At 37.8% G+C, this 24,485-nt stretch carries 20 protein-coding genes; 7 read left to right on the top strand and 13 right to left on the bottom strand.

Going from position 1 to position 24,485, the window contains the following annotated elements; genetic code table 11:
- Positions 1 to 3: 3 nt before the first annotated feature.
- Together HHL23_RS15090 and HHL23_RS15085 are read right to left on the bottom strand one after the other, a co-directional pair.
- The gene (locus tag HHL23_RS15090) at positions 4 to 873 is read right to left on the bottom strand and encodes an alpha/beta hydrolase (protein WP_169235621.1); all 870 of its coding nucleotides are present in this window, start codon (positions 871 to 873) and stop codon (positions 4 to 6) included.
- A gap of 202 nt (positions 874 to 1,075) precedes the next feature.
- Positions 1,076 to 1,651, bottom strand: coding sequence for a GLPGLI family protein (locus tag HHL23_RS15085; RefSeq protein ID WP_169235620.1), 576 nt, complete (start codon positions 1,649 to 1,651; stop codon positions 1,076 to 1,078).
- Between the two features lie 480 nt (positions 1,652 to 2,131).
- Between HHL23_RS15085 and HHL23_RS15080 the strand changes: the two genes are divergently transcribed.
- Entirely contained in the window at positions 2,132 to 3,031 is a 900-nt protein-coding gene (locus HHL23_RS15080) for a DUF808 domain-containing protein (protein WP_169235619.1), read from the top strand.
- Positions 3,032 to 3,081: 50 nt separating this feature from the next.
- On the opposite strand, the gene dnaJ is transcribed toward HHL23_RS15080, so the two are convergent.
- The 5 genes from dnaJ to proS form a co-directional block, all read right to left on the bottom strand.
- Entirely contained in the window at positions 3,082 to 4,200 is a 1,119-nt protein-coding gene (gene dnaJ, locus HHL23_RS15075; RefSeq protein ID WP_169235618.1) for a molecular chaperone DnaJ, read from the bottom strand.
- 80 nt (positions 4,201 to 4,280) lie between these two features.
- Entirely contained in the window at positions 4,281 to 4,817 is a 537-nt protein-coding gene (locus HHL23_RS15070; RefSeq protein WP_169235617.1) for a nucleotide exchange factor GrpE, read from the bottom strand.
- Between the two features lie 462 nt (positions 4,818 to 5,279).
- Positions 5,280 to 6,611: an Nramp family divalent metal transporter gene (locus HHL23_RS15065; RefSeq protein ID WP_169235616.1), complete on the bottom strand. Its 1,332-nt coding sequence runs from the start codon at positions 6,609 to 6,611 to the stop codon at positions 5,280 to 5,282.
- A gap of 114 nt (positions 6,612 to 6,725) precedes the next feature.
- Positions 6,726 to 8,024: an OmpA family protein gene (locus HHL23_RS15060; protein WP_169235615.1), complete on the bottom strand. Its 1,299-nt coding sequence runs from the start codon at positions 8,022 to 8,024 to the stop codon at positions 6,726 to 6,728.
- Between the two features lie 118 nt (positions 8,025 to 8,142).
- Positions 8,143 to 9,618 (bottom strand): proline--tRNA ligase, encoded by a 1,476-nt coding sequence (gene proS, locus HHL23_RS15055; RefSeq protein ID WP_169235614.1) that lies wholly within the window; start codon positions 9,616 to 9,618, stop codon positions 8,143 to 8,145.
- A 144-nt stretch (positions 9,619 to 9,762) separates the two neighbouring features.
- Between proS and HHL23_RS22845 the strand changes: the two genes are divergently transcribed.
- A complete protein-coding gene (locus tag HHL23_RS22845; RefSeq protein WP_169235613.1) occupies positions 9,763 to 10,857 on the top strand; it encodes a prolyl-tRNA synthetase in 1,095 nt (364 codons plus the stop codon).
- 28 nt (positions 10,858 to 10,885) lie between these two features.
- Positions 10,886 to 12,292, top strand: a complete 1,407-nt coding sequence (locus HHL23_RS15045) for an OmpP1/FadL family transporter (RefSeq protein ID WP_169235612.1) — start codon at positions 10,886 to 10,888, stop codon at positions 12,290 to 12,292.
- Between the two features lie 84 nt (positions 12,293 to 12,376).
- Here the strand turns inward: HHL23_RS15045 and HHL23_RS15040 are convergent, their stop codons facing one another.
- Positions 12,377 to 13,102, bottom strand: a complete 726-nt coding sequence (locus HHL23_RS15040; RefSeq protein WP_169235689.1) for a ZIP family metal transporter — start codon at positions 13,100 to 13,102, stop codon at positions 12,377 to 12,379.
- Entirely contained in the window at positions 13,102 to 13,830 is a 729-nt protein-coding gene (locus tag HHL23_RS15035) for a class I SAM-dependent DNA methyltransferase (RefSeq protein WP_169235611.1), read from the bottom strand. The genes HHL23_RS15040 and HHL23_RS15035 overlap by 1 nt, the downstream gene beginning before the upstream one ends.
- A gap of 135 nt (positions 13,831 to 13,965) precedes the next feature.
- On the opposite strand from HHL23_RS15035, the gene HHL23_RS15030 reads away from it, so the two are divergent.
- From HHL23_RS15030 to HHL23_RS15020, 3 genes are all read left to right on the top strand, one after another.
- Complete coding sequence (locus HHL23_RS15030) at positions 13,966 to 15,129, top strand: THUMP domain-containing class I SAM-dependent RNA methyltransferase (protein ID WP_169235610.1); 1,164 nt, start codon at positions 13,966 to 13,968, stop codon at positions 15,127 to 15,129.
- A 63-nt stretch (positions 15,130 to 15,192) separates the two neighbouring features.
- The gene (locus HHL23_RS15025) at positions 15,193 to 15,597 is read left to right on the top strand and encodes a branched-chain amino acid ABC transporter substrate-binding protein (protein ID WP_169235609.1); all 405 of its coding nucleotides are present in this window, start codon (positions 15,193 to 15,195) and stop codon (positions 15,595 to 15,597) included.
- A gap of 170 nt (positions 15,598 to 15,767) precedes the next feature.
- The gene (locus HHL23_RS15020) at positions 15,768 to 16,772 is read left to right on the top strand and encodes a glycosyltransferase (RefSeq protein ID WP_169235608.1); all 1,005 of its coding nucleotides are present in this window, start codon (positions 15,768 to 15,770) and stop codon (positions 16,770 to 16,772) included.
- Positions 16,773 to 16,825: 53 nt separating this feature from the next.
- Here the strand turns inward: HHL23_RS15020 and HHL23_RS15015 are convergent, their stop codons facing one another.
- A complete protein-coding gene (locus HHL23_RS15015; RefSeq protein ID WP_169235607.1) occupies positions 16,826 to 18,052 on the bottom strand; it encodes an aminotransferase class I/II-fold pyridoxal phosphate-dependent enzyme in 1,227 nt (408 codons plus the stop codon).
- A 158-nt stretch (positions 18,053 to 18,210) separates the two neighbouring features.
- Between HHL23_RS15015 and HHL23_RS15010 the strand changes: the two genes are divergently transcribed.
- Positions 18,211 to 18,669 (top strand): Lrp/AsnC family transcriptional regulator, encoded by a 459-nt coding sequence (locus tag HHL23_RS15010; RefSeq protein WP_169235606.1) that lies wholly within the window; start codon positions 18,211 to 18,213, stop codon positions 18,667 to 18,669.
- Between the two features lie 2 nt (positions 18,670 to 18,671).
- Here the strand turns inward: HHL23_RS15010 and HHL23_RS15005 are convergent, their stop codons facing one another.
- The 3 genes from HHL23_RS15005 to HHL23_RS14995 all read right to left on the bottom strand — a co-directional run bounded on the left by HHL23_RS15005 (position 18,672) and on the right by HHL23_RS14995 (position 24,109).
- Positions 18,672 to 19,706, bottom strand: coding sequence for a bestrophin family protein (locus HHL23_RS15005; protein WP_169235605.1), 1,035 nt, complete (start codon positions 19,704 to 19,706; stop codon positions 18,672 to 18,674).
- Between the two features lie 125 nt (positions 19,707 to 19,831).
- The gene (locus HHL23_RS15000; RefSeq protein WP_169235604.1) at positions 19,832 to 21,904 is read right to left on the bottom strand and encodes an alpha-ketoacid dehydrogenase subunit alpha/beta; all 2,073 of its coding nucleotides are present in this window, start codon (positions 21,902 to 21,904) and stop codon (positions 19,832 to 19,834) included.
- A 75-nt stretch (positions 21,905 to 21,979) separates the two neighbouring features.
- Positions 21,980 to 24,109: a S8 family peptidase gene (locus HHL23_RS14995; RefSeq protein ID WP_169235603.1), complete on the bottom strand. Its 2,130-nt coding sequence runs from the start codon at positions 24,107 to 24,109 to the stop codon at positions 21,980 to 21,982.
- Positions 24,110 to 24,485: the final 376 nt, after the last annotated feature.

The raw sequence follows: 24,485 nt of genomic DNA, 5'->3' as shown, positions 1-24,485 counted from the left end.
AGGTTATTTTTTTATCCAGTTAAGAATGTTGGGATAGATAATGCTGTCTCTTTTTACTTTGCTGAAAAATCGTGGTACATGGCCTGTTCTTTTCATAAAGATCAGTTTGTGGGGTATATTCTGTTTGGAAAGAGCAGAATCCATGGACAATCCTTGATGCTGATTGACCAAGAAGTCATTATTTCCTTGAAAAAGCAGTGTAGGAACATTGGATATATTAGCGATGGGACTGGCTTCCTTAAATGCTTCAGATATATTTTTACGATCAAGTTTTGTTCCTACTACTTTCTGAAAAGTAGGAGAGGTGTATTTTGAATAAAATGAATTAAGATATTCCGGACTGTAAAAATCTGTTGGCCCGCTCAGAGAAATGATTTTTCTGATCTGCTCAGGATGACGATAACCGTAAAGAAGGGCAAGATGCCCTCCGGCACTTTCTCCCAGAAGTATATAATTATCCGGTTGAAGTTCTGCTTTTCCAGCCAGGGAATTAAATTTTTCAATGGCGAGGCCAATGTCTTCCAACTGTTGTTTATAAGTAATGTTTTTTCGTTTGGAAACAAGTCTGTAATTCATATTGACACTCGGAATCTTATGCTTAAAAAGCATTTTCTGAATTTGGATCATGTGCTCTTTTTTCCCGAGAGTCCAAGCACCGCCGTGTACAATAAGAACTACGGGAGCATCTTCAGCATAATCCAGCGGAAGAAAAACGTCCATTTTCTGTCTTTTATGCTCACCATATTTCAAATTATATATTTTCTGCTGGCCACCTTCGCCCACCCAAACCTTGAATTTTGTATGGCAAGACTGCATCAGAAAGCTTAAACAGCCTACAACAAAAAAATGGTATCTGAGAACGAGCTTTTTCATTAATTAAATGTAAAGAAAAATTGTCATATCAAGGAGCTTTGAAGCATGATTTTTACTATGTCCGAAGCAATATTGATATTAGCGATGTTGTTGTTTATAAATGTATTATTATTATTTCTTTTGTTAAATTTTTGAACCTGAAAAAATTAAAATCCTATTTATTTTTTCAGCAGATCCATTTCAATGATATTATTATCTTTCCTTATGGCTTCTTTCCTGATTTTTTCCAATTCCCGGACCTTCTGCTGGCCACTGATTGTAGTTCCATACTGATCCTTAAATCAGGGATTTTCCCCACTAAATGCGCTACAGGATTAACACGGTAATTTTTATAAAGCTTGATATACTGCGGATGGGATATCTTAATCTCTTTATTATTGTTCGAAACAGGATACGTAAAGTCGTCCTGAATACTCTTAATAGCTGTAATGATATAATAATGACTTTTCGTACTGTCTTCCATTTCAAGGATTAGCCCCGGAAGCCCTCCAAATTTATATGGCCCGTTCTGAAATGGGATATCTTTTGAAAACCATGCGGTCCAGTTTCTTCCACTATAGGCAATGGTGGTTTTCTGTGTTTTATAATTCATAATCGTTTTGAATTCAGGAATCAGTTTCCACTGTAAATTCATTGTCTCGCTGATTATGTATTGATCAGAAGCGATCATTTTTACAAAATCTATTGCAGAAGAATTGGAATATTTTATAATTCGTTCACTAATCATTCTCTTATTGGATGGCATAGGAAAATTTCCTTTTGCACTTTCACTGATCATGGTGGAATCTGATCTCTACCATTCTTGACCATAGAATTCAGATTTGTCTTTTCCCAATGAAAGAATCATTATTTCTTTTTCAATCTGATCTCTTTGTGTTGAATCTGGGATAAAGCGATATTCATAAATAAACTCTTTGTTTTGGCTTAAGAATAAATGATATGAAAAAAGGGTCAGGAATAATAGAACGGGTCTCATTTTGGTGATTGGGTTTAATATTTTGGTGATTATCACGAATATACGCAATTACACACAAGTTTTATGACCCATATTTAAGTTCTGTTTAAAGCTTTTCAGTGGTTTTAGAGGAAAGTCCTTTTTTGATCATATTAAAAACAGTTAAAAGTAAGCAGAGTTTTGCTCAGATGAACGCCCCATCGGCATAAAATATTTAAAATTAATATTCAGAAACAAATAAAAATAGATTTTAATAATTATTTTTGCCCTACTTAACATATATTAAAAAAACATTAAAATAATATGGCATCTGGTTTTTTTGCGATTTTAGATGATATTGCGGCACTGATGGATGATGTAGCTGTTACGAGTAAAATAGCTACACAGAGAACAGCCGGTATTCTGGGCGATGACCTAGCTGTGAATGCAGAGAAAGCTACTGGTTTTCTTTCTTCACGGGAAATCCCTGTTTTATGGGCTATTACCAAAGGCTCCTTTATCAATAAGCTGATCATTCTTCCCGTTGTATTCCTTCTCAACTGGCTCTATGCTCCGGCAATTAACTATGTGTTGATTCTGGGTGGATTATATCTGGCCTTTGAAGGTGTTGAAAAAATAATAGAATTTCTTTTTCACAGGGATAAAAAAGGTCACGAAGTGGTAGAAGAAATTATAGAAGATGAAAAGAGTGATGAAGAAATAGAAAAATCAAAGATAAAATCGGCCATTACCACAGATTTTATTTTATCTGTTGAGATTGTCATCATTGCTTTGGGAACGGTTTTGGAAGAAAGTCATCCTTTCATTACCCAGATTTTGGTAACGAGTCTGGTTGCTTTTATAGCTACAGTGGGCGTGTACGGAATTGTTGCTTTGATCGTAAGGATGGATGATGCAGGATTCAAATTAATCAAAAAGAGTAATGACAAAGGTTTCTTTGGAAAGCTTGGACACTTTTTGGTGAAAGCTTTACCTGTTGTTATTAAAGCTTTGGGAGTGATAGGTACCATTGCCTTGATTATGGTAGCCGGCGGTATTTTTGCCCATAGAATAGAATTTCTTCACCATGTTTTGCCTTCCTGGTCTTCTAATGAGATGCTTACTATTTTAAAAGAAATTATTCTCGGACTTATAGGGGGCTTATTTGCTGTAGCTCTTTTTACAATGGGAAAAGGAGTTGTTTCTTTAGTAAAGAAGAAATAGTCGTTTAAGATCAAAAAAAAGAGGCTTTTTAAAAGCCTCTTTTTTATATTTTAATTGAATAAATCTTTCACTTTATCAAAAAAAGTTTTTTCCTTTCCGGAAGGTTCTGCAACCATATCTCCGCTTGACATCTGTTTTTCAAAGAAATCTTTCTGTTCCTTATTCAGTTTTTGTGGTGTCCATACATTGATGTGGATGAACATATCTCCTTTTCCATAGCTGTCGATGCTTGGAAGCCCCTTTCCGGCTAGTCTAAGGATCTTTCCGGACTGAGTCCCCGGATCAACCGTGATTTTCACTTTACCACCTACCGTAGGGATTTCTTTCTTAGTTCCTAAAGCAGCTTCTGCATAAGATATATATAATTCCTGATGAAGATTGTCCCCTTCTCTCTTGATGGTTTTATCTACTTCCTCTTCAATGATTACCAATAAGTCTCCGGGAATTCCTCCGAACGGAGCGTCATTTCCTTTTCCTCTTACATTAAGCTGGATGCCGTCTCTTGCACCTGCCGGGATGTTAATTGAAATTTCTTCTTCATCTTTGATCAGTCCCTGTGCATTGGCACCTGCAGGAATTTTATCAGCTACTTTTCCGATTCCCTGACAAGATCCACAGGTAGTCTGTGTCTGCATCTGTCCGAACATCGTATTCATGACCTTCATCTGAACACCGGACCCGTTACAGGTAGGACATACTTTTGAAGTAGCCCCTTCAGCCATCTTCATTTTCTTTACTTTGATGGTTTTTTGGGTTCCGTTCACTATTTCCTCAAGATTCAGTTTGATTCTGATTCTCAAGTTAGATCCCTTTACCTGCTGGCGTCCTCCGCCTCCAAAACCTCCGAAGCCTCCTCCGCCTCCGAAAATATCTCCAAACTGACTGAAAATATCTTCCATATTCATACCTCCACCGAAGCCTCCGCCTCCAAAACCACCGTTACCACTCATTCCGGCGTGGCCGAACTGGTCATATCTGGCACGTTTCTGGTCGTCGCTCAGTACTTCATAGGCTTCTGCAGCTTCTTTAAATTTTTCCTCAGCCTCTTTATCACCAGGATTTTTATCAGGGTGAAATTTAATGGCCATTTTTCGGTATGATTTCTTTATCTCCTCGGCCGATGCAGATTTACTGATCTCAAGAACTTCGTAATAATCTCTTTTTGACATAATGCTTATAATTGATTATTGATGAGTCATCAATGAGATATTGTCTCACCATTGATGACCCATCATTGATCATGGGTATTTTAGTTTCCTGTTACTACTTTTGCAAAACGGATCACTTTATCACTTAAAGTATATCCTGTTTCAATAACATCTACGATTTTGCCTTTTAGATCTTCCGATGGTGCAGGAATCTGAGTAATTGCCTCATGGAAATCTACGTTGAATGTATCACCTGCATTGACTTCCATAGCTTTTAAGCCCTTTTCGGTAAGTCTGTTCTTCAATTTCTGATAGATCAGTTCTACACCCTGAAGGTCAGATGAATTTCCGTTTTTAGCAATTTCTTTCAAAGCTCTTTCGAAATCATCCAAAATTCCCAGCATAGAAATCATCATATCTTGGTTGGCATACTGGAAGAATTCCATCTTCTCTTTTGCCGTTCTTTTTTTATAGTTTTCGAATTCAGCGTATAATCTGATGTAACGGTCTTTCTCTTCTGCCAAAAGTTCCTCTGCAGAAGGTTTTGCTGTCACATTTTCCTCAGCTACCACTTCGTTCTGAATGTTGTTTTCTTCGTGATTATTGATGCTTTCTTCGTTAATATCCTGATTTTCCATAATTCAATATTTATTTAAATAGTTGTTTGACAAAGAGCCTGCCAAATAGAAAAAATGGACATTAAGGCAGAAAAAGGGAAAGAGAAATTGTCAATTTTGCAGCACAGTCTAATGGTTGATTTTGGGTGTAATTTGGATTCACCATTACTTTTTCACTGCTCACAACCATTTTTTTAATGTGAATGGTCAATTCCGCTTCGCAGGTCAATGGTCAATCTTAGTTGTTGGTATAATTCACAATTGCCTAATCACCATTCACAATCATTTTTAAATGTGAATAGTCAATTCTGCTTCGCAGGGCAATGGTCAATTTGGTTGTTGGTATGGTTCACAATTTACTATTCACCATTCACCATCATTTTTAAATGTGAATAGTCACTTCTGCTTCGCAGGGCAATAGTCAATCTTAGTTGTTGGCATGATTCACCATTGACTATTCACCCTCATTCACCGTTATTTTTTCTATCCGGCAAACGTCTGGTACAGAAGGTAAAGGTTTAGAACAATGATGACAAGAGAAATAATCCAGACAATGATTTTTAAGAAAGGTTTATTTACAAATTCTCCCATTTTAGCTTTATCATTGGTAAACATAACTAAAGGAACTACCGCAAAACTCAGCTGCATAGATAAGATTACCTGGCTTAAAACCAATAAATCAGTGGTTCCCTGTTCACCATAAATAATGGCCACTATTAAAGCGGGAATTACAGCAATCAGTCTTGTAATCAATCTTCTCAGCCATGGTTTTAATCTGATATTCAGGAAGCCTTCCATAACGATCTGTCCTGCAAGCGTTCCCGTAAGCGTTGAATTTTGTCCTGATGCCAGCAAAGCAATTGCAAAGGCAATACTTGCCATGGAAGCACCTAAAATCGGAGTAAGCATTTTGTAGGCATCATGAATGTCAGCTACGTGCTTATTTCCTGTAGTATGGAAGGTGGCAGCAGCTAAAATAAGGATCGCAGCGTTGATAAAGAAAGCAAGCATCAATGAAACGGTACTGTCTAAAGTGGCAAATTTTATGGCCTCTTTTTTTCCTTCTTTGTCACGCGTATAATCTCTGGTCTGAACAATACTGCTGTGCAGATATAGATTGTGAGGCATAACCGTAGCTCCCAAAATTCCTATGGCGATGTACAGCATAGCCGGATTTTGAATAATTTCCTTTTGAGGAACAAGTCCACCCAGTATTTCATTAAAGGCAGGTTGTGAAATCACAATCTCATAAATAAAACAGGCGAGAATAATGAAAATAAGACCGCCAACAATACTTTCTATCCATCGGAAACCTTTGGCCTGAAGCAAAAGTATGATCAAAACATCTACGGTTGTAATCACAATTCCCCAAGTCAGAGGAATGTGGAAGAGTAAGTTTAAAGCAATGGCAGAACCTATGACCTCGGCGAGATCGCAGGCGGCAATCGCTATTTCACAAAATACCCATAGGATAAAATTGGTCGTAGGGCTGAAATGGTCGCGGCATGCCTGTGCCAAATCTCTTTCCGCAACAACGCCCAATTTCACAGAAAGGTGCTGCAAAACCATTGCGAAAATGTTTGAAATAAGAATAACCGAAAGCAATGTATATCCGAATTGAGCTCCTCCTGCAATATCAGTCGCCCAGTTTCCGGGATCCATGTATCCTACGGCAATCATCAGTCCCGGGCCTGCAAAAGCAAGGTATTTTCTCCAAAATGAACCATTTTTTGGGACTTTTATAGATGAATATACCTCCGGCAGGGAGTGGGAAGTTTTATCTTTACGCCAGGCGTTATTTAAATTGAAATTCATAAATGTTAGAAATGACTAACAAATTTACTTAAATAAATGTAAATACGAAAGTAAGGTGAAAAAAAAATCCCGAAAACTAAATTTCGGGATCTTATTTTTATGGATTCTAGAGATCTATTTTGCAAATCTTACAGACATTTTTCTGTCTGCAGCTCTTTCTGCGTCAGAAGCTTTAGCATCTACTGTAGCAAACTTGCTACCGTAACCTTCTGCTTCTAAAACCTGAGTTCCTACTCCGGCTTTCGCTAAAGCTGCCTTAATAAATTCAGCTCTTGATTTAGATAATTTTACGTTGTTGGCTTCGTTTCCTACTTTATCAGTATACCCTCCAATTTTAATTTTTGCATCCGGGAATGCTTTTAAAATTGCTACTAAATTATCAAGCTGTCCCTGAGAACCTGCTTCCAGTTCAGTAGAACTTCCCATTTTGAAGTTTACATGGTCAAAATCATACCACTTATCTTTTAATGCAGCATCGTCAGCAGCATTTTTATAATTTCCTGATTTCAGGAAGGTAATCATCTGATCTTCCATTCCTCCTTTGTAACCTTTCAGCATAACCCCGTTAAGATCAATGTTCTCATCTGTTTTAGCAACCGGTGTTGCAGTTGGTGCCGAAGTATCTGCAGGAGTGATGGTAGCAGCAGTATCTGCTGTTGATCCTGTAGAATCAGTGGTTGTAGTGGTGGTGGTAGTCTGTTTCTTGTCACACTGTTTCCAAATGAAATAAGCTGCGGCAATTAAAAGTAAAAGCGGAAGCAACCATTTCCAGATTGAACCTCCGCCTTCATTATTATTTCTGTCAGGATTGGTTCCTGCAGATGTAGTACTTCTTGTAACTTCTATTTTAGGCTCTGGCTTTGGTGCTGCTTCTGCATGGGAAGTTGTTGTACCTCCTCCGAACCAGCTTCCTAAATTTAGAGAGGCTAAAGATAGTCCTGCCGGAAGAAGTGAAGAAACAATTCCTTTTTGCTCACCTAGCAGACTTGAAATACCTGATTTGTCTAAATTATTATCAGCAGCATATTTTCCGATAGAACCTACCGTAGCTCCCGTTACTAAATTCAACAGCGAACTTGAAGAGTTATTGCTGATTCCTGCATAGGTAGCAATAGCATTCACTATTCCACTGATTTTGTCTCCAAAAATAGAGGTCAACAAAGTGGAAATCACAGGGCTGCTGGATGCACCACCTAATAAATTTCCTAAAATTCCGCTCGACGAGGCATTGGTAATTGCATCCAAAACTCCCGGGTTATCAGAATTATTTGCTAATCCTCCAACAATGGCAGGAAGTAAACCTCCAATTGCTTTTGAAATACCGGATTCACTCTCTCCAAATTGAGAAGCTGCTTGTGAAACCAAAGCGGGACCTAACTGTCCTTTAATTAAATCAATGACATTTAAAGACATAATAAATTATTTTTTTAGATTAATGTTGAATAAATTTAAACAAAAATCTGTCCAAAAGTCACTTTTTTTGAATATTTATTTAATTTTTAGGAAAGTTTTTGAAAATGAGCCAAATATTTTAATAAGCTTTTGCGAATAATACACGTCTTTGAGACGGTTTACCGCTTACTAAAGAAATACCTTCTTCAACATCATCATCTAAAGGAATACATCTGATCGTTGCCTTCGTTTCATCCTTGATTTGCTCTTCTTCCTCAGCTGTTCCATCCCAATGTGCATAGATGAAACCTCCTTTTTCTTCAAGAACTTTCTTGAATTCTTCATAGGAATCCACTTTTGTGATGTTATCTTGTCTGAAATTTAATGCTTTTTCATAAAGATCTTTCTGAATCGTCTGCAATAATTCTTCGATATAAGTGTCTACTCCTTCAATAGAACGAAGTTCTTTAGTCAGATTATCTCTTCTTGCGATTTCCACAGATTTATTTTCAAGATCCCTTGGTCCCATTGCAATTCTTACCGGAACACCTTTTAATTCGTATTCTGCAAATTTCCATCCTGGTTTGTTATGTGTATCATCATCAAATTTTACAGAGATGCCTTTCGCTTTTAATTTAGCCACGATACCAAGGGCTACTTCGCTGATCTGAGTCAATTGCTCTTCACCTTTGAAGATGGGAACAATAACCACCTGGATTGGAGCAAGAGTAGGAGGAAGTACCAATCCGAAATCATCAGAATGGGTCATGATCAAAGCGCCCATCAAACGGGTGGAAGTTCCCCATGATGTTGCCCATGCGTGTTCAATTTTACCTTCTTTATTGGTGAATTTTACATCAAACGCTTTCGCGAAATTCTGACCAAGGAAGTGAGATGTTCCTGCCTGAAGAGCTTTTCCATCCTGCATCAATGCCTCGATACAATAAGTATCATCAGCTCCTGCAAATCTTTCAGATGGTGTTTTTACTCCTTTAATAACAGGCATAGCCATGAATTTTTCTGCAAAATCTGCATATACATCATTCATTTTTTCAGCTTCTTCTATTGCTTCATCTTTGGTAGCGTGTGCTGTGTGTCCTTCCTGCCATAAAAATTCTGCTGTTCTCAGGAACAGACGGGTTCTCATTTCCCAACGAACAACATTTGCCCATTGGTTAATCAGGATCGGAAGATCTCTGTAAGACTGGATCCAGTTTTTGTATGTATTCCAGATAATTGCTTCTGAAGTAGGACGCACGATAAGCTCTTCTTCTAATTTAGCATCCGGATCTACAATAAGTTTGTGTGGATTGTCCGGATCTGTTTTTAATCTATAGTGAGTAACTACTGCACATTCTTTAGCAAAACCTTCTGCATTTTTCTCTTCTGCCTCAAAGAGGCTTTTGGGCACAAAAAGCGGGAAATAAGCATTAACGTGACCTGTTTCTTTGAATCTTTTATCCATTTCATCACGCATTTTTTCCCAGATTGCATAGCCGTATGGTTTGATCACCATGCATCCTCGCACTCCAGAGTTTTCAGCTAAGTCAGCTTTTACCACCAACTCATTATACCATTTGCTGTAATCTTCGCTTCTTGAGGTTAATTTTGCCATTATTTTTTAAAATTTTTTTAACTTTTGTACATTATTGTAATCTAAAAATAAAAATCTATTTTTGATAGATTTTTCTACCAGTGTTTTGGTACATTTTTGGTACAGATTGCAAATATAATTTAAATTAAAAATCTTTACGTTATCATGAAAAAAAATATACATAAAAATTTACTCGGTTTGTTAAAGTCCAAAGGGATTTTAGCAATATCAGGTGGATTGCTACTTGTGTCTTGTGGCGCCCAGATGGGAGGATATACAGAGACCGATGGGGTGTACTATGACCCTAATAAAGATACACTGCCAGAAGGAGTAATCATCAATGATGGCGGAAACAGAGTTGGAGAATATTATGATTATTACCAGGACTCTAATGTGATACAGAATGCACAGGCTAATTCTAAGGAACAAGATAATAAATACAGTACATGGAGTGATAGCAATTGGGATACCAATGCTACCAACTCAGACTGGGGCGCATTTGCCGGAGCTCAGACCAACTTTTACGACAATTCCTGGGGATCTCCTTGGGGATGGGGAGGTTATAGTCCATATTGGGGGATGAACCGCGGCTGGGGTGCATCATTCGGTTGGGGCGGATCTTTTGGCTGGGGCTGGGGAGGCTCTATGGGCTGGGGAAGTCCTTACTGGGGATATGGATATTCACCTTATTGGGGAGGATATTATGATCCGTTCTGGGGTGGCGGTTACGGTAACCCATATTGGGGCTGGAATGGCGGCTACTGGGGGAATGGGTACAGGCCCGTTTACAGAAGAAGCAGTGGCGGAGGATTCAGTAATCCAGGCTTAACCAATGCTGTATATAGAACAAATACTTACAGAGGCGGCTTCAGAAACAGTAACGGAAACGGTTTCCAAAATAATAATGGCGGTTTCAGAAATAGCAGTACAAATGGCGGTTTTAGAAACGGTTCAAATGGCGGTTTTAGAACCAATGGTTCAAATAATGGCGGCTTCAGACAAGGAAACGGGAATGGTGGTTACAGACCGCAGCAACAGTCTGGTGGATTCCGTAATTCGGGTTCTCAACCAAGACCTAATTATAATTCTCAACCTAACTATAACAACAATAACAATGGCGGTTTCAGATCCAATGACAATGGAGGCTTCAGATCAAGTGGAGGTTCTTCAGGAGGAGGTTTCAGAAGCGGTGGTTCGTCCGGTGGTGGCGGAGGTATGAGATCTGGCGGCGGAGGCGGCGGCTTCAGAGGCGGCAGATAATTTCAAACTAAATAACTATTAAAAAATAATGTTAAGAAAATCTTTAGTATTAATGAGTGTTTCTGCTGCATTTTTTGCGCAGGCTCAGGATGTTTCTGTATTAAGAAATACTGTAGATGTTTATTCCAGTACTCCAATGGTGGGTTCGTCGAAATTTAATGCAATGGCTGGAGCTAACGGAGCATTAGGAGGTGATGCCAACTCACTGCTTACGAACCCTGCAGGTTTGGGAGTTGCCATTTCCGGAGAAGTTTCCGGAACACTGTCTATCGCAGGGAATAAGAATAAAAGTACATGGGCGGGATCTACTGTTGATTACAGTCAAACCAATACAGATCTTGGAAATGTAGGAGCCGTAATAGCTTTTCCACTAATGAGTGAAACAGGGTGGAAGTTTATTAACATAGGAATTAATTACTCCAACCAGTCGCTTGATAACTATGTTGAATCTCCCGGAAGTAATAATGTCATCAAGGATTTTGATGTTGATAAGAGTTCATCATTTGCAGGACATGCTTATGACAGGTATGGAAATCTGTCAAAAACAAGTTTTGGTGTAGGAGCCAACTATAATCATAATGTATATCTTGGTGCTTCATTTAACTTTTTCAATGCAGACATTGATCAGGTTGACAGAGCGGCTTTCCAATCTCTTCAGAATGGTTCTTTAGAATATTTTGACCGACAAAATACACCTTTTACTGAAAGGTCTTCCGGATTTTCTGCTACTCTAGGGGTAATTGGGAAATTGAGTCCTAACTTCAGGATTGGGGGTGCAATAGAAACACCTACGTTCTGGCGTATAGACAGAGTATATAATTTCTATAATGATCCAACTTATGGAGATGGTTCCGGGGGTGAATCCAGAGATCTTACGACACCTCTTAAAGCGACCGTCAGTGCAGCATTTGTTGCCAGTAAAAACTTTTCATTGAACGTAGATTATACGCTGGGACTAACAAGACCTAAATATGAGGTAGTTACAGGTGCTGAAAGTGAATTGAACAGTTTCTTTAAAGATAATTATAAAAACGTATCAGAAGTACGAATAGGTGCTGAATACAGGATGAAACAGTTTAGATTGAGAGGAGGTTACTCTTATGTATCTAATCCTTTTGATGCTTTGACGGTAAGCCAGGTAAATCCGGACGCTTCTACATCAGACCAGTCATACAGCAATATGATGCTTAATAGCAGAAATCTTGCTTCAGTTGGTTTGGGATATGATTTCAAATCGTTCTACGTAGATGCATCTTATCAGTATGTAACATCCAAATACAGCAATCCTTTCTTAAGAGGTATTGAAACAGGGAATCCTGCTACTGATACTGCTTATTATTCTCCTAATACTATTATGTCATCTGATTACTTTGCTGTCTCAGAAGTGAAAAATAACAGAAATAACTTCTTTATTACATTCGGCTGGAAGTTCTAATTCCAGATTGTGTAATGAGTGATTAAATTGAGGCTCCGGATCGTAAGATCCGGAGCTTTTTATTTTCGTTGAATTATAATAGTATTAATGAGAATGTCCTGCTGGAGGATGATGATGGAAAAGATGCATGATCAGGGCTAAAGAAACACCCAGGATTACAAGGCCTATCTTTACCCAGTCTATATTATGGTTTTTGTTGCTCTCAAAAATGATAACCGATGAAATATGCAGGAAGATTCCCCCCACGATAGCCAGAAAATAAGGCTGAAGATTAGGGTTGAAATAATTTCCAAGCAGCATTCCCATCGGAGAGGCAAGCGCAAATAAAGCAACAATCAGAATGGAAGGATAATGTGAATTTTTGGATTCATTTTTTCTGTTGAATAAAAAGGCTCCAAGAATAAATGAAATAGGAAGATTGTGAAATACAATTCCTAAAAGATAAGGCGATAGCTGTTCTTTCTCGTTAGCCAAAGGAATTCCCTCGATAAAAGCATGTATAAATAAACCTACCATCAGTGCCATAGGAAGGATGTTGTTCTCACTGTGATGGTGAAAATGCCCATGTTCGAAACCTTTCGTTAAAGCTTCCAGAATCATCTGAAGCAGAACTCCAGCAATCACGAAAATTCCAAGGCTGCTCCCGACTTCGGAGGTGTAGACCTGCGGGAAAACTTCATTCAGACAGATGGTAATCAGAAATCCGGCACTCAGCACCAACAGATTTTTGGCAAGTTTTTCCTTTTTTCCGAAATGCTTGCCGAGAAAAACTCCTGTAATAACGCTTAATATCAGTAAAACGACGGTTATCATGCCTTTTTCTTAAATAAATTGATACAGCGTGGTGAAACCTCACGGTCAAATTCATTCAGCTGATAATCACCCCATATCTTCAATCTTTCAAAACCGCAGTCTGCTGCATAGGAATGAATCGCTTCCAACGTATGAAGTTTTACTTTTTCGAAGAAATGAAAAGATTTTCCGTCCGTTTCAAAACGAATGTCTTTGATGATATGTCTCCCTTCGATCTTTTTTAGAATTTTAAAATCAATGTCACCACGGGTGATTGTGGTTTCAGGGACTATACTTTTTCTTACAAATTCTTCATTCAGATAATCCAGTACAAAATATCCTCCCGGTTTTAAAGCATTGTAAATCGACTGAAATACTTTTTTGTCATCACTTTCGTTATCAAAGTATCCGAAGCTTGTAAATAGATTGAATACCGCATCCATAGGATCGGCATCAATTGGGTTCCGCATGTCGTGAACATTGAAAAGAAGCGTTTGGGTTTCAAACTGTTTATCGAATTCAATACTCTGTCTGGAAAGATCAAGTCCCAATACATCGTACCCCAATTTATTCAAAAAAACAGAGTGTCTTCCTTTTCCACATGCCAGATCAATAATCTTGGATGAAGGGGGCAACTGAAGGTCTTCAGTAAGCTTCGTAATGAAATTTTCGGCTTCCGTATAGTCTCTGTTACTATAAAGAAGATGATAATAAGGTGTATCAAACCAAGATTCAAACCATTCCATAATGCAAAAATAACTAAATTTGTGCGGTTAAAAGCAAAGTATTTAAATATTGAAAGATCGAAAGATTCAATTAATTGTAAAATTGAATATGTAATCTTTTGATTATTAAGTTGTTAAATCTTTTAATAATAATTTATGGACACAGAAAATCTAAAGATTCAGATAAAGACATTCTTCGGACTGGAGGAGATTCTTGCTGAAGAGATCAAAAAATTAGGCGGAAAGAACGTTGAAATTAAAAACCGTGCGGTCAATTGTGAAGGTGACCTCGGTTTTCTTTATAAAATTAACTACTCTGCAAGAACAGCATTAAAAATATTAATTCCTGTTTTTGAATTTAAAGCATTTAATCAGCATCAGTTTTATACGAAACTTTCAGCCATTGCATGGGAAGAATATATGGATGTTGATCAGTCGTTCGCGATTGATGCTACGGTAAATTCTGAGACATTCAAACATTCTCAGTTCGTCACTCTTAAAATGAAGGATGCTATTGTGGATTATTTTCAGGATAAATTCCACAGACGTCCGGATGTAGAAACAAAAAGTCCTGACATCAAATTTCACCTGCATATTGACCGTGAATTGGTAACGGTTTCTATGGATTCTTCCGGAGATGCACTATTTAAGAGAGGGTACAGAAAAGAACAGGGTGAAGCACCTATCAATGAGGTGCTGGCAAGCGGAATGCTTCAGCTTGCAGGCTGGGACGGAAAAGGAAACTTCCTGGATCCAATGTGCGGTTCGGGGACTCTTCTTATTGAAGCAGCCATGATTGCACTGGATCTTCCTGCACAGATTTTCAGAAGGAGATTTGCTTTCCAGAACTGGGCGAATTATGATGCTGATCTTTTTGCAAAGATCAAAGAAGTAAGAGTAAACAGAGTAAGAGAGTTTACTGGAAAGATCGTGGGTTATGATATTGACGGTAGAATGCTGAACGCGGCCAGAACGAATATCGAAGCCGCAGAAATGGAAGATGTGATCGAATTGAGAACAAAAGACTTCTTTGAATCCAAAAAAGACCTTTTCCCGCTGTTAATGGTTTTCAATCCGCCTTACGATGAAAGAATTTCTATTAATGATGAGGATTTCTACAAAAAAATAGGAGATACATTCAAAACAAACTATCCTAATACATTAGCCTGGCTGATCTCTTCAGATCTGGAGGCGGTGAAAAAAATTGGTTTACGTCCTTCAAGAAAAATCAAGCTTTTCAACGGGAAACTGGAAACGAGATTTTTACAGTACGAAATGTATGAAGGAACGAAAAAACTTCATAAAATTGAAAAAGAATAATCAGTTTTACATAGAAACCTTCCTGTTTACGGAAGGTTTTTTTATTTTTGTTAAATTTAAAATATGGCCTGGGATCTTCTTGAAGCTTTAGGAAATGTAGTAAACGTGTTGGATCTTTTTTCCGGCAGTTCTTCTTCTGCACGCCTGAATTATAATAACAAATCTGCAAAAAAGAGAAAATCGAAATATTTTACTGAAAAAGTAAGTTCCGGTCTTATAGCAGTTGCTGCAGTTTTCCTCTTTATTGTGTTTAAAGATCCGCTTCCGGAAGAAAATTACGTGCAAACCTTAATTGTAATTTCTTTGATCGGAATTGCCATTTCATCTATATTGTTTTTTCTTCTGAATGTTATGGAGCTGTATTATTTTAAAAGTCTTTTTAAACTTTTGTTTTTCAGTGGCTCTGTCATCGTTTTTTTTATTTCTCTGGTATTGTGTGTTTACTTTAGATCAGGTTTGTTTTTGTAGTTAAGAAGGAACGTTTCATCGAATTAAGCCCATTGTTTTCTTCTTTTGTTAAATCAGGGGAGTAATAAAAGTCTTTTACAATGCTTATTTAAAAAGTTAATTTCTTTGAATAAGCTGTTAAACTGTTTGCGGGTTCCTCAGCGAATAAGTAATTTTGAAAAATTTTCAATTTGAGACCTACTATTTCCATCGTTGTTGCTATTTTTAACCGAAAAGACGAACTTTTTGAGCTGCTGAATTCTTTGACTTTTCAGACAGATAAAGCGTTTGAAGTTATTATCGTAGACGATGGTTCTCTTATTGATCTTAAGCCGACTATTCAGAATTTTGATGGGATATTAGAGATCAAATACTTCAGAAAAGACAATTCAGGTCCCGGTCTTACCAGAAATTACGGTGCGAAGAGAGCCCAGAATGACTGGCTGCTTTTTGTAGACAGCGATGTGATTGTAGAAAAAGATTATATCGAAAATATTAAAAAAGATATAGAGACCATTCCATGTGATGCGTTCGGAGGAGCAGATAAGGCCCACAAAGGTTTTAACCTGATGCAGAAAGCGATTTCCTATTCCATGACCTCTGTTTTTACAACGGGAGGAATCAGGGGAAGTAAAAAAGCGGTATCCAGATTTCAACCCAGAAGTTTTAATATGGGGGTAAACAAAGCCGTTTTTGAAAAGGTCGGTGGTTTTTCCGAAATGAGGATCGGGGAAGATCCGGATCTGTCGATGACACTCTGGGAGAAAGGCTTTACTACTGCATTTTTCGACGATATCGCAGTGTATCATAAGAGAAGAGTAGATCTGGGTAAGTTTTCTAAGCAGGTATATCAGTTTGGATGCGCAAGACCCATTCTCAATCAAAGGCATCCCAATTATGTCAAGATCTCATTTGCATTTCCTACACTGTTCATGCTAGGGTATATTTTAGGCTTTATAGAATATTTTATTTTAGGAAGAGGTATTATTCTGGCGTTTTACGGATTGTATACCTTCCTTGTATTATTCCATGCCATGATTGTGACGAAGAATATAAGCATCGCCGGAATGGCGGTCATCTCTACCTACATCCAGATGTTTTCTTACGGATACGGTTTTCTTAAATCATGGGTGCTCCTGAATATTTTCAGAATGAAGCCCGAAGATGCTTTCCCGAAACATTTCCATAAAAAATAGATTAAAAAAAATAAAAGCTGTCAGAAATTCCGACAGCTTTTATAACAATAAAATTAGGATATGTATAGAGTTTCATGGTTGAGAACGCCTGTTTTTAGCATGCATTCCCGCATTTTTTCATAAGTTCTGGCGATATCATGGTCCAGTCCGATTGAGAATCTGATCAGTCCGTCTGATATGCCCATGGCTTCACGCTCTTCTTCCGGAATCTCCGATGAAGTAGAACTTCCCGAGCATGAAAATAAAGTTTTGTAGAATCCTAAACTTACTGCTAGGTAGCCTAAGTTTTCCTGCTGCATCATTTCCATCAGCTCATTCGCTTTGTCAGTGGTGCCTGCATCTACCGTAAGTAGTCCTCCAAATCCGTATTCCTCATACATCATGCTTTTCATCAGTTCGTGATCCTTATGGGATTTTAGTCCCGGATAAGAAACTTTAAGCCCATCTTTTTCAAATCTTTCAGCAAGGTACATCGCGTTGTGACTGTGCTGTTTCATTCTGATGTGCAATGTTCTCAGGTTTTTCAAAATACTTGCAGAGCGGAAACTGTCCATCGTTGGACCCAACAGCATACATGCTCCGTTATTGACATTTTTGGTATCATTAATGAATTCCTGAGTTCCACAGTATACACCACCTACCGTATCGCTACTTCCGTTAATGAACTTGGTTAAACTATGAATGACGATGTCAGCACCTAATAATGTAGGTGAAACAGAAAGAGGGGAGAATGTATTATCTACAATCAGTTTTAAATTGTGCTTTTTACAGATCTCGGAAAGTTTTCTAAGGTCTGCCACTTCAAGAAGGGGATTACTTACACTTTCACAGTAAATCACTTTGGTATTAGGTGTTATTGCATTTTCTATAGACTCAAAATTGCTGATGTCTACAAAAGTAGTGTCAATATGAAAAGGAGGAAGGAAATTTTTAAGAAAAGCATAAGTTCCGCCGTAGATGGTTCTACTGGAAATGATATGGTCGCCGCTTTTACATACCTGCATCAAAACAGAAGTAATAGCTCCCATGCCTGATGCCGTAACGTTGGCAGCCTCCGTGTTTTCCATTTTGGCCAATGCTTGTGCAAGGTACAGATTCATTGGGGATGAATGTCTGGAATATAAATAACATCCTTCAGCATTCCCTTCAAAGGTGTCAAACATTGTTTTTGCAGAAAGAAACGTATAGGTGGAGCTGTCAGAAATCGATGGATTCACTCCTCCGAATTCACCAAAATATTGCAGATCCTGGATCTCATTAGCCGCATTAAAATTTTCCATAAGCTTTAGATTTTATTTGTCAGTCTAAATATGCTCCGTTTTCATAATTATTACAACATATATTTGAATATGTAGAATATAAATCTAATATTTTTGTTTTGAATAGAAAAAATGTTTATTATATTTGAATTTGTTAAACTTTATCCAAAAATTTATCTATGAATTTTGATGAAACTGATAAAAAACTGCTTCTGTTCCTGCAGGAAGACTGCAAACAGACTACCAAAGAACTGTCTTACAAGCTTGGTTTATCTGTAACGGCTGTTTATGAACGTATAAAAAAGCTGGAAAACCTTGGCGTGATTTCAAAATATGTAGCGTTGCTGGACCGGCACAAGATCAACAGGGATTTTATTGTTTTATGCCACATCAAGCTGACCCAGCACAAAAAAGAATTTGTACTGCAGTTTGAGAGAGAAGTTATGAATTTACAGGAAGTTACAGAATGTTTCCATGTAAGCGGTGATTACGACTATATCCTTAAAATAGGCGTAAAAGACATGGAGGATTACCGTAATTTTATGCTGAGCAAATTAACGGCACTCCAGCATATAGCGAGTACCCACAGCTCTTTTATGATCTCCGAGGTGAAAAATACAACCGCTATTGTGCTTTAAATTTATACTAAAACTCCATTTTTAGATGAAATGGACTCCGGAATGTCTGTTTCTCCCCCCATCTGTAAAAGATCAATTTCTATAGCTCTGCAAATAGAAAGCATCGGAACATCAAACATTAATCCAGCGAAAGGGTTTTCAGAATAATCGCCTACCAGTTCCATAATAATATAAATCCACCCGATAATAATACAGAAAGGAATGGAAGTCCAGATTCCCCAGTCACCGAGTTTAGCAAATTCATTCACCAAACCTAGCGGAAGCAAGAGGATAAAAAGGATGTTAAATACGAATGCAGTACTGGCAAACTGCCTTGGTGAAGGGAATTTTTTAATTCTTTCGGCTTGCCCCTGATAATTATAAAACTCGTTTAAGCAGTTTTGAAGTTGTACCTGGTTAAACTCAGAAATGATCTTCTTATTTTTTAATTCATTGATCTCTTTGGCCTGCTTTGAGATCAGATAAGTGGCGAAATTTTTATAATCCGATTGCAGTTCAAATTCTTCCTCTGAAAGGTATTTATGTAAAAAGATAGGTGTTCTTCCATAGTCAGGAAAACCTGCTTTGATCAGTCTGTGACGTTTAAGATCAATATTTTTAAATTGATCATCCTCTTCATTACTGATGTGTTCCCATTCTGCAGGAACCAGAAGCTGTTCACGGAAAGCATAAAGCCATGCAATATGACGGTAAATAATTCTTTTTCTGTAATCTTCGACCTCAAATGATCCTACTCCTTCATTTTCGGTATCAAAAGCGTAGATCATCGAAGCGAACGAGCGGCTTGAGTTCACGATTCCACCCCATATTTTTCGTGCTTCCCACAATCTGTCATAGGCCTGATTGTTTTTAAAACCTACTAAAAAAGCCTCTGCGGTACCAATCAATGCAACCGGAACCCAGGGAATGATCATCCAATGCCAGTTAAAAAAATAAAAGAGACCTGTAATCAATGTACACCAAATCGAAATCCAGATCAAATGAATGCCGGATAAGTTTAAAACCTGTTTGTAGTTGACGTATTTTGTGGTGATCATATTGCTGTGTGAAATTTGATGGCATATAAACAAAAGAAATACCAAAAGCGGTATTTTAATGTTGATTAAATGTAATAAAAAAAACCTCTAAAAAATTAGAGGTTTCATATAATTCATATTTCTGATTAATATTTCAGCATTTCTTCGATTTTTTTACTAAGCTTTTCAGCGTTTGGAAGCATTTCTTTTTCCAGAACCAGATTGATCGGAACAGCTGGTACATCCAGAGATCCCATTGTTTCCACAGGAGCATCCAGATACTTGAAGCAGTTTTTCGAGATACGGTGCGCAAATGCTTCGGCAAATGAGTTGTTCAGCTGTTCTTCTGTCAGAACGATACATTTTCCATGAGCTTTTACCCTTTCAAAAACAAGTTCTTCATCAAGAGGAATTAAAGTTCTCAGGTCGATCACTTCAACTCTTCCGTTAAAATTCTTAACTGCCTCTTTTGCCCAGTAAATTCCCATTCCATAGGTAACAACCAGTAAAGTTCTTCCTTTTTCCGTTTCATTTTGATCCGCTTCAATGATCACCTTGCCTTTTCCAAAAGGAAGGATGTAATCTTCTGCCGGCTCAATGGTTTTAGCATCTTCAGTTCCCGGAACTTTACTCCAGTATAAACCTTTGTGTTCAAGCATGATCACAGGGTTTGGATCGTAATAGGCTGCTTTTAATAAACCTTTGAAATCAGCTGCGTTGCTTGGATAAGCGATTTTAATCCCTTTAATATTGGCTAAAATACTTTCAACACTTCCACTGTGGTAAGGTCCGCCACCTCCATAAGCACCAATCGGTACACGGATAATATTGCTTACAGGAAATTTTCCCTGACTTAAATAACTGGATTTTGAGATTTCAGTGATCAGCTGGTTGATTCCTGGATAAATATAATCGGCAAACTGAACTTCTACGATAGGCTTTAATCCTACAGCACTCATTCCAGCGGTTGATCCAATGATATACGCTTCCTGAATAGCGGTATTGAAAACCCTTTTACTTCCGAATTTTTTTCCTAAAGTAACCGTTTCTCTGAAAACACCTCCGATTCTTTCTCCCACATCCTGTCCGTAAAGAAGGGCTTCAGGATGTTTCCACATTATTTCCTGAACCGCATGAATAGCTGCGTCTACCATGACGATTTTTTCACCACCTGCAGGTTCGCGCGTTCCCGTTTCCTCCGTGATCGGAGTAGGAGCAAAAACGTGCTGCATAACGGTTTCAGGTTTCGGGTCTTCAGCATTTTGTGCTCTTTCGAAAGCTTCTTCTGCTTCAAGACGGGCTTTTTTAGTAATCTGTTTTAGAAGATCTTCATCCGTCCCTGATTCCAGAAGTTGTTTTCTAAGGATCTCACCCGGATCTTTAGCTCTATGTTTTGTTAAATCTTCCTCATCTCTATAGAATTCTCTTCTTACCCCCGATGTATGATGACCGATAAGAACCGTTTTAGCACAAACCACAATAGGTTTTCTTTCGTTTCTTACAAAATCGACAGCCTTTTTCATGGCCTCGAAACTTTCCACAAAATCAGTTCCGTCTACACGCATTCTGCTAAGGCCTGTAAATCCTGCCACAAAATCGTAAGCATCACAGGTTCTTGCTTCTTCTTTGGTTACAGAAATTCCCCATTCATTATCCTGTACCAGAAATATAATAGGAAGCTGATGAAGAGCTGCAAACTGCAAAGCTTCACTTACTTCACCTTCTGTTACAGAGTTGTCCCCAAGACTGCATATCACAACAGGGTTGTTTTCGAAGGTCTGTAAATTGAAATCCTGAATATATTTTATCCCCTGTGCAACCCCAGTCGTTGGGATGGTTTGCATTCCTGTTGCAGAACTCTGGTGGATGATTTTAGGTTTGTTTTCATCACGGCTTGAAGGGTGAGAATAATACGATCTTCCACCTGAAAAAGGATCCTCTGCTTTGGCCAGCAGCTGAAGCATTAATTCATAAGGTTCAAAACCGATACCCAAAAGAATACTTTCGTCTCTGTAATAAGGAGAAATCCAGTCTTCTTTTTTAAGCTGATAAGCAGTGGCCAGCTGAATGGCTTCATGACCTCTTGAAGTACTATGAACATATTTACATATATTTCTGTTTTCTTCATAGATATCCGCCATAGCTTTAGCCAGCATCATATGATTGTACGCTTTAAGCAAAATATCCTGAGAAACTTTTTCGTGAAGTGTATTTTCCATAGGAAGCAAATATACACAAAAAAACAAAACACTAACAAGCGTTAGTATTTTGTAAAAATTATAGGAGCTAAAGGGTTATTCCTTAATGACTTTTTTAGAAATGACCTCTTTTCCGGTTTTTATTTCAATGATGTAAATTCCGTTATTGAAGGTTGAAAAATCTATGGGTTCTTTATCACTGCTAATCATACCACTGTATATCTTTTTACCTGAAATATCATAAACAGTAAATACAGATTGTTGAGGTGCTTTCAATATATAAACTATATCTTTTGTGACAGTTGGTGCCACAGAAAGGTTACTTAAAGGTGAAGCTTCAGCGGTTCCAAGGACTCCATTTTGGCCAGTTATGATAATTGAATAGTTTTGAGGTGCCGTAGCCCCTGAATTGTTTTTTATTGTTCCTTTATGAGAAATTTCAATCCGGTATTTTCTGCCTCCTGCTGGGGCATTTATAATAACCTGTTCCACATTGTCTACTGTATTGTCTCCTTTGGTGGCGGGTATCATGGGACTGAGAGGATTAAGTTTCCATGGAGTGTATACTGTATTGGTGACGGTATCTATAATTCTTACATCAATGTCGTTGATCAGTTTGGAATTTCGATCATTATGAATTTCAGTCCACAGACTGCCGAAATTAGTGAATTCAGGATCTATCCAGGATAAGGTTACTTTTAGTGGTTCGGAGCCGGAAGCAATGACGCTTTTCTGATTGATAGTACCATTATCGAGCTTTTCATCATTAAAAAGAACCGTATTATTTGATTTTCCCACCAATAATTCTGCCCCTTTTTTCGCATTAATAAAACCCCAGCCAAATTGAGGGTCGGGACCTGTATTTCCTGCTTCTGATGCTGAATGTATCATTAATGTTTTAGCAGAGGCTGCATTTAAAACGTTTCCTGAAAATAGCTGTTTGCTGATTTGTGTCCAAAGTCCTATAATTCCAGTAACAACCGGGGCTGAAAAAGAAGTGCCGCTTCCTGTAGCAATAATGCTGCTTCCCGTTGTATTATTGGCGCTGTTGGCACTACTGACGTTTGTTCCAACTGCGATGATGTCCGGTTTGATAGCTCCATCATCCCTCGGTCCTGCACTGCTGTAGCTGGAATGTATGATGTCAGGTGATGAGATGTATCTGCCTCCGTTGGTGGTAACAATGTCTGCTGCTCCCACTACAATAATATTCTTCGCCAAAGAACCTGTACCAATGCAGTCATACCCTTGAGAGCAGTTGTTTGGAGGTATAGTATCTGTAGATGAGAATTCCACAAAATATCCGTTGGAATTTTCATAATATTTTTTTTCAGCACTGGCTTGCGGCCCGTCTCCAAAAAAGTTACCGGCAGATTTTACAATAATGAATGAAGGATTGTCATAGACGATTCGATCATAATTTTGGTCGTTGGTGAGATAAACTCCCTGGGCGTCATAATAAATGTTAGGACTTGTAAAGCTTCCCTGCCAAACCCAGGCTCCTACTCCGGCAATCGGCCGGTAGGTCCATCCACTATTGATGCCATAAGAATGGTTTGATATATTGGGCTGTGCGATCACTAATTTTTGAAATACACTGCTGGCTGCAGAATTTCCAGGGAGTGGGGTTGTTCCAAAGGAATAAGCATCTATCGTTGAATTAGGAGCAATTCCTTTAAAATTGACCTGTCTGGTTGTTCCATTATTGGATGTGATCGTGGAGGGATAATTTTTGGCGCCGATAAATCCGGCAACAGCAGTTGCATGATCACCATAGATGAAGCTGCTGCTTTCCTTGTTGCTTATTCTGTTGGGGAAATTATTAAAAAACATATGGTCGGCATAGACTCTTGCTTCGCTTGTTGCAGAGCTGCCATCAAAAATCGTAAACTTGATATTTTCGCCATTAAAAGAACCTGTTAATCCTGAAATATTGCCCTCCTGTAAAAAATCAGCATTTGAATTTAAAATCTGGTCTTTATCTGTAGCCTCCAGAAAGTAAGGTTTATCATCAGGCAGGAAACCGGCGAGGGTGCTTCTTTTTTCCTGAATTTCTTTTGATGTTTCCTGGTTTTTGTTATTGCCATAGTGTTTGAGAAAATAGAGATCGAGCTTTTTATTATTTTCAACAGTCTGTTTCTCAAACTCTCTTTTAAGGTTTTCATTTTTTTGTGCGTTACCTAGTGTAATACCTAAGGTACCCACTAGAATAAAAATTTTTTTCATTAAATTGTATTGTGTTTTGAGACGCCAAAGATATTGAACATATAGATATAATGTTCTGTATTTTAGTTGATTGATTTAAATTATAAATTTATTTTTATAAATATGTTTATAATTTTATATGTATTATGTATTTTGATGTCTTTTATACGTTTAAAAAAGCAATATTGTGGCTAATAGCCCTGTTAAAACGTGAATTTGTACTTCAAAATTGATCAGAGACGGTGTCATGGCACAATAGAATGATAATTACAAATAAAAATGGGCAATATTAGCCGGTATCTAGCATTGTTTTTAAATGAAATTTTATTTTTTATTTATAAGATAGAAATTGTAAAAAGTTATTAGCCTTTCTTTGTATTTTACTGCTGAATTTTTG

Source organism: Chryseobacterium antibioticum (assembly GCF_012927325.1).
Lineage (GTDB): Bacteria > Bacteroidota > Bacteroidia > Flavobacteriales > Weeksellaceae > Chryseobacterium > Chryseobacterium antibioticum.
Note: the sequence above shows the minus strand (reverse complement) of the source record. Positions and strands in the feature narration are given on the sequence as shown.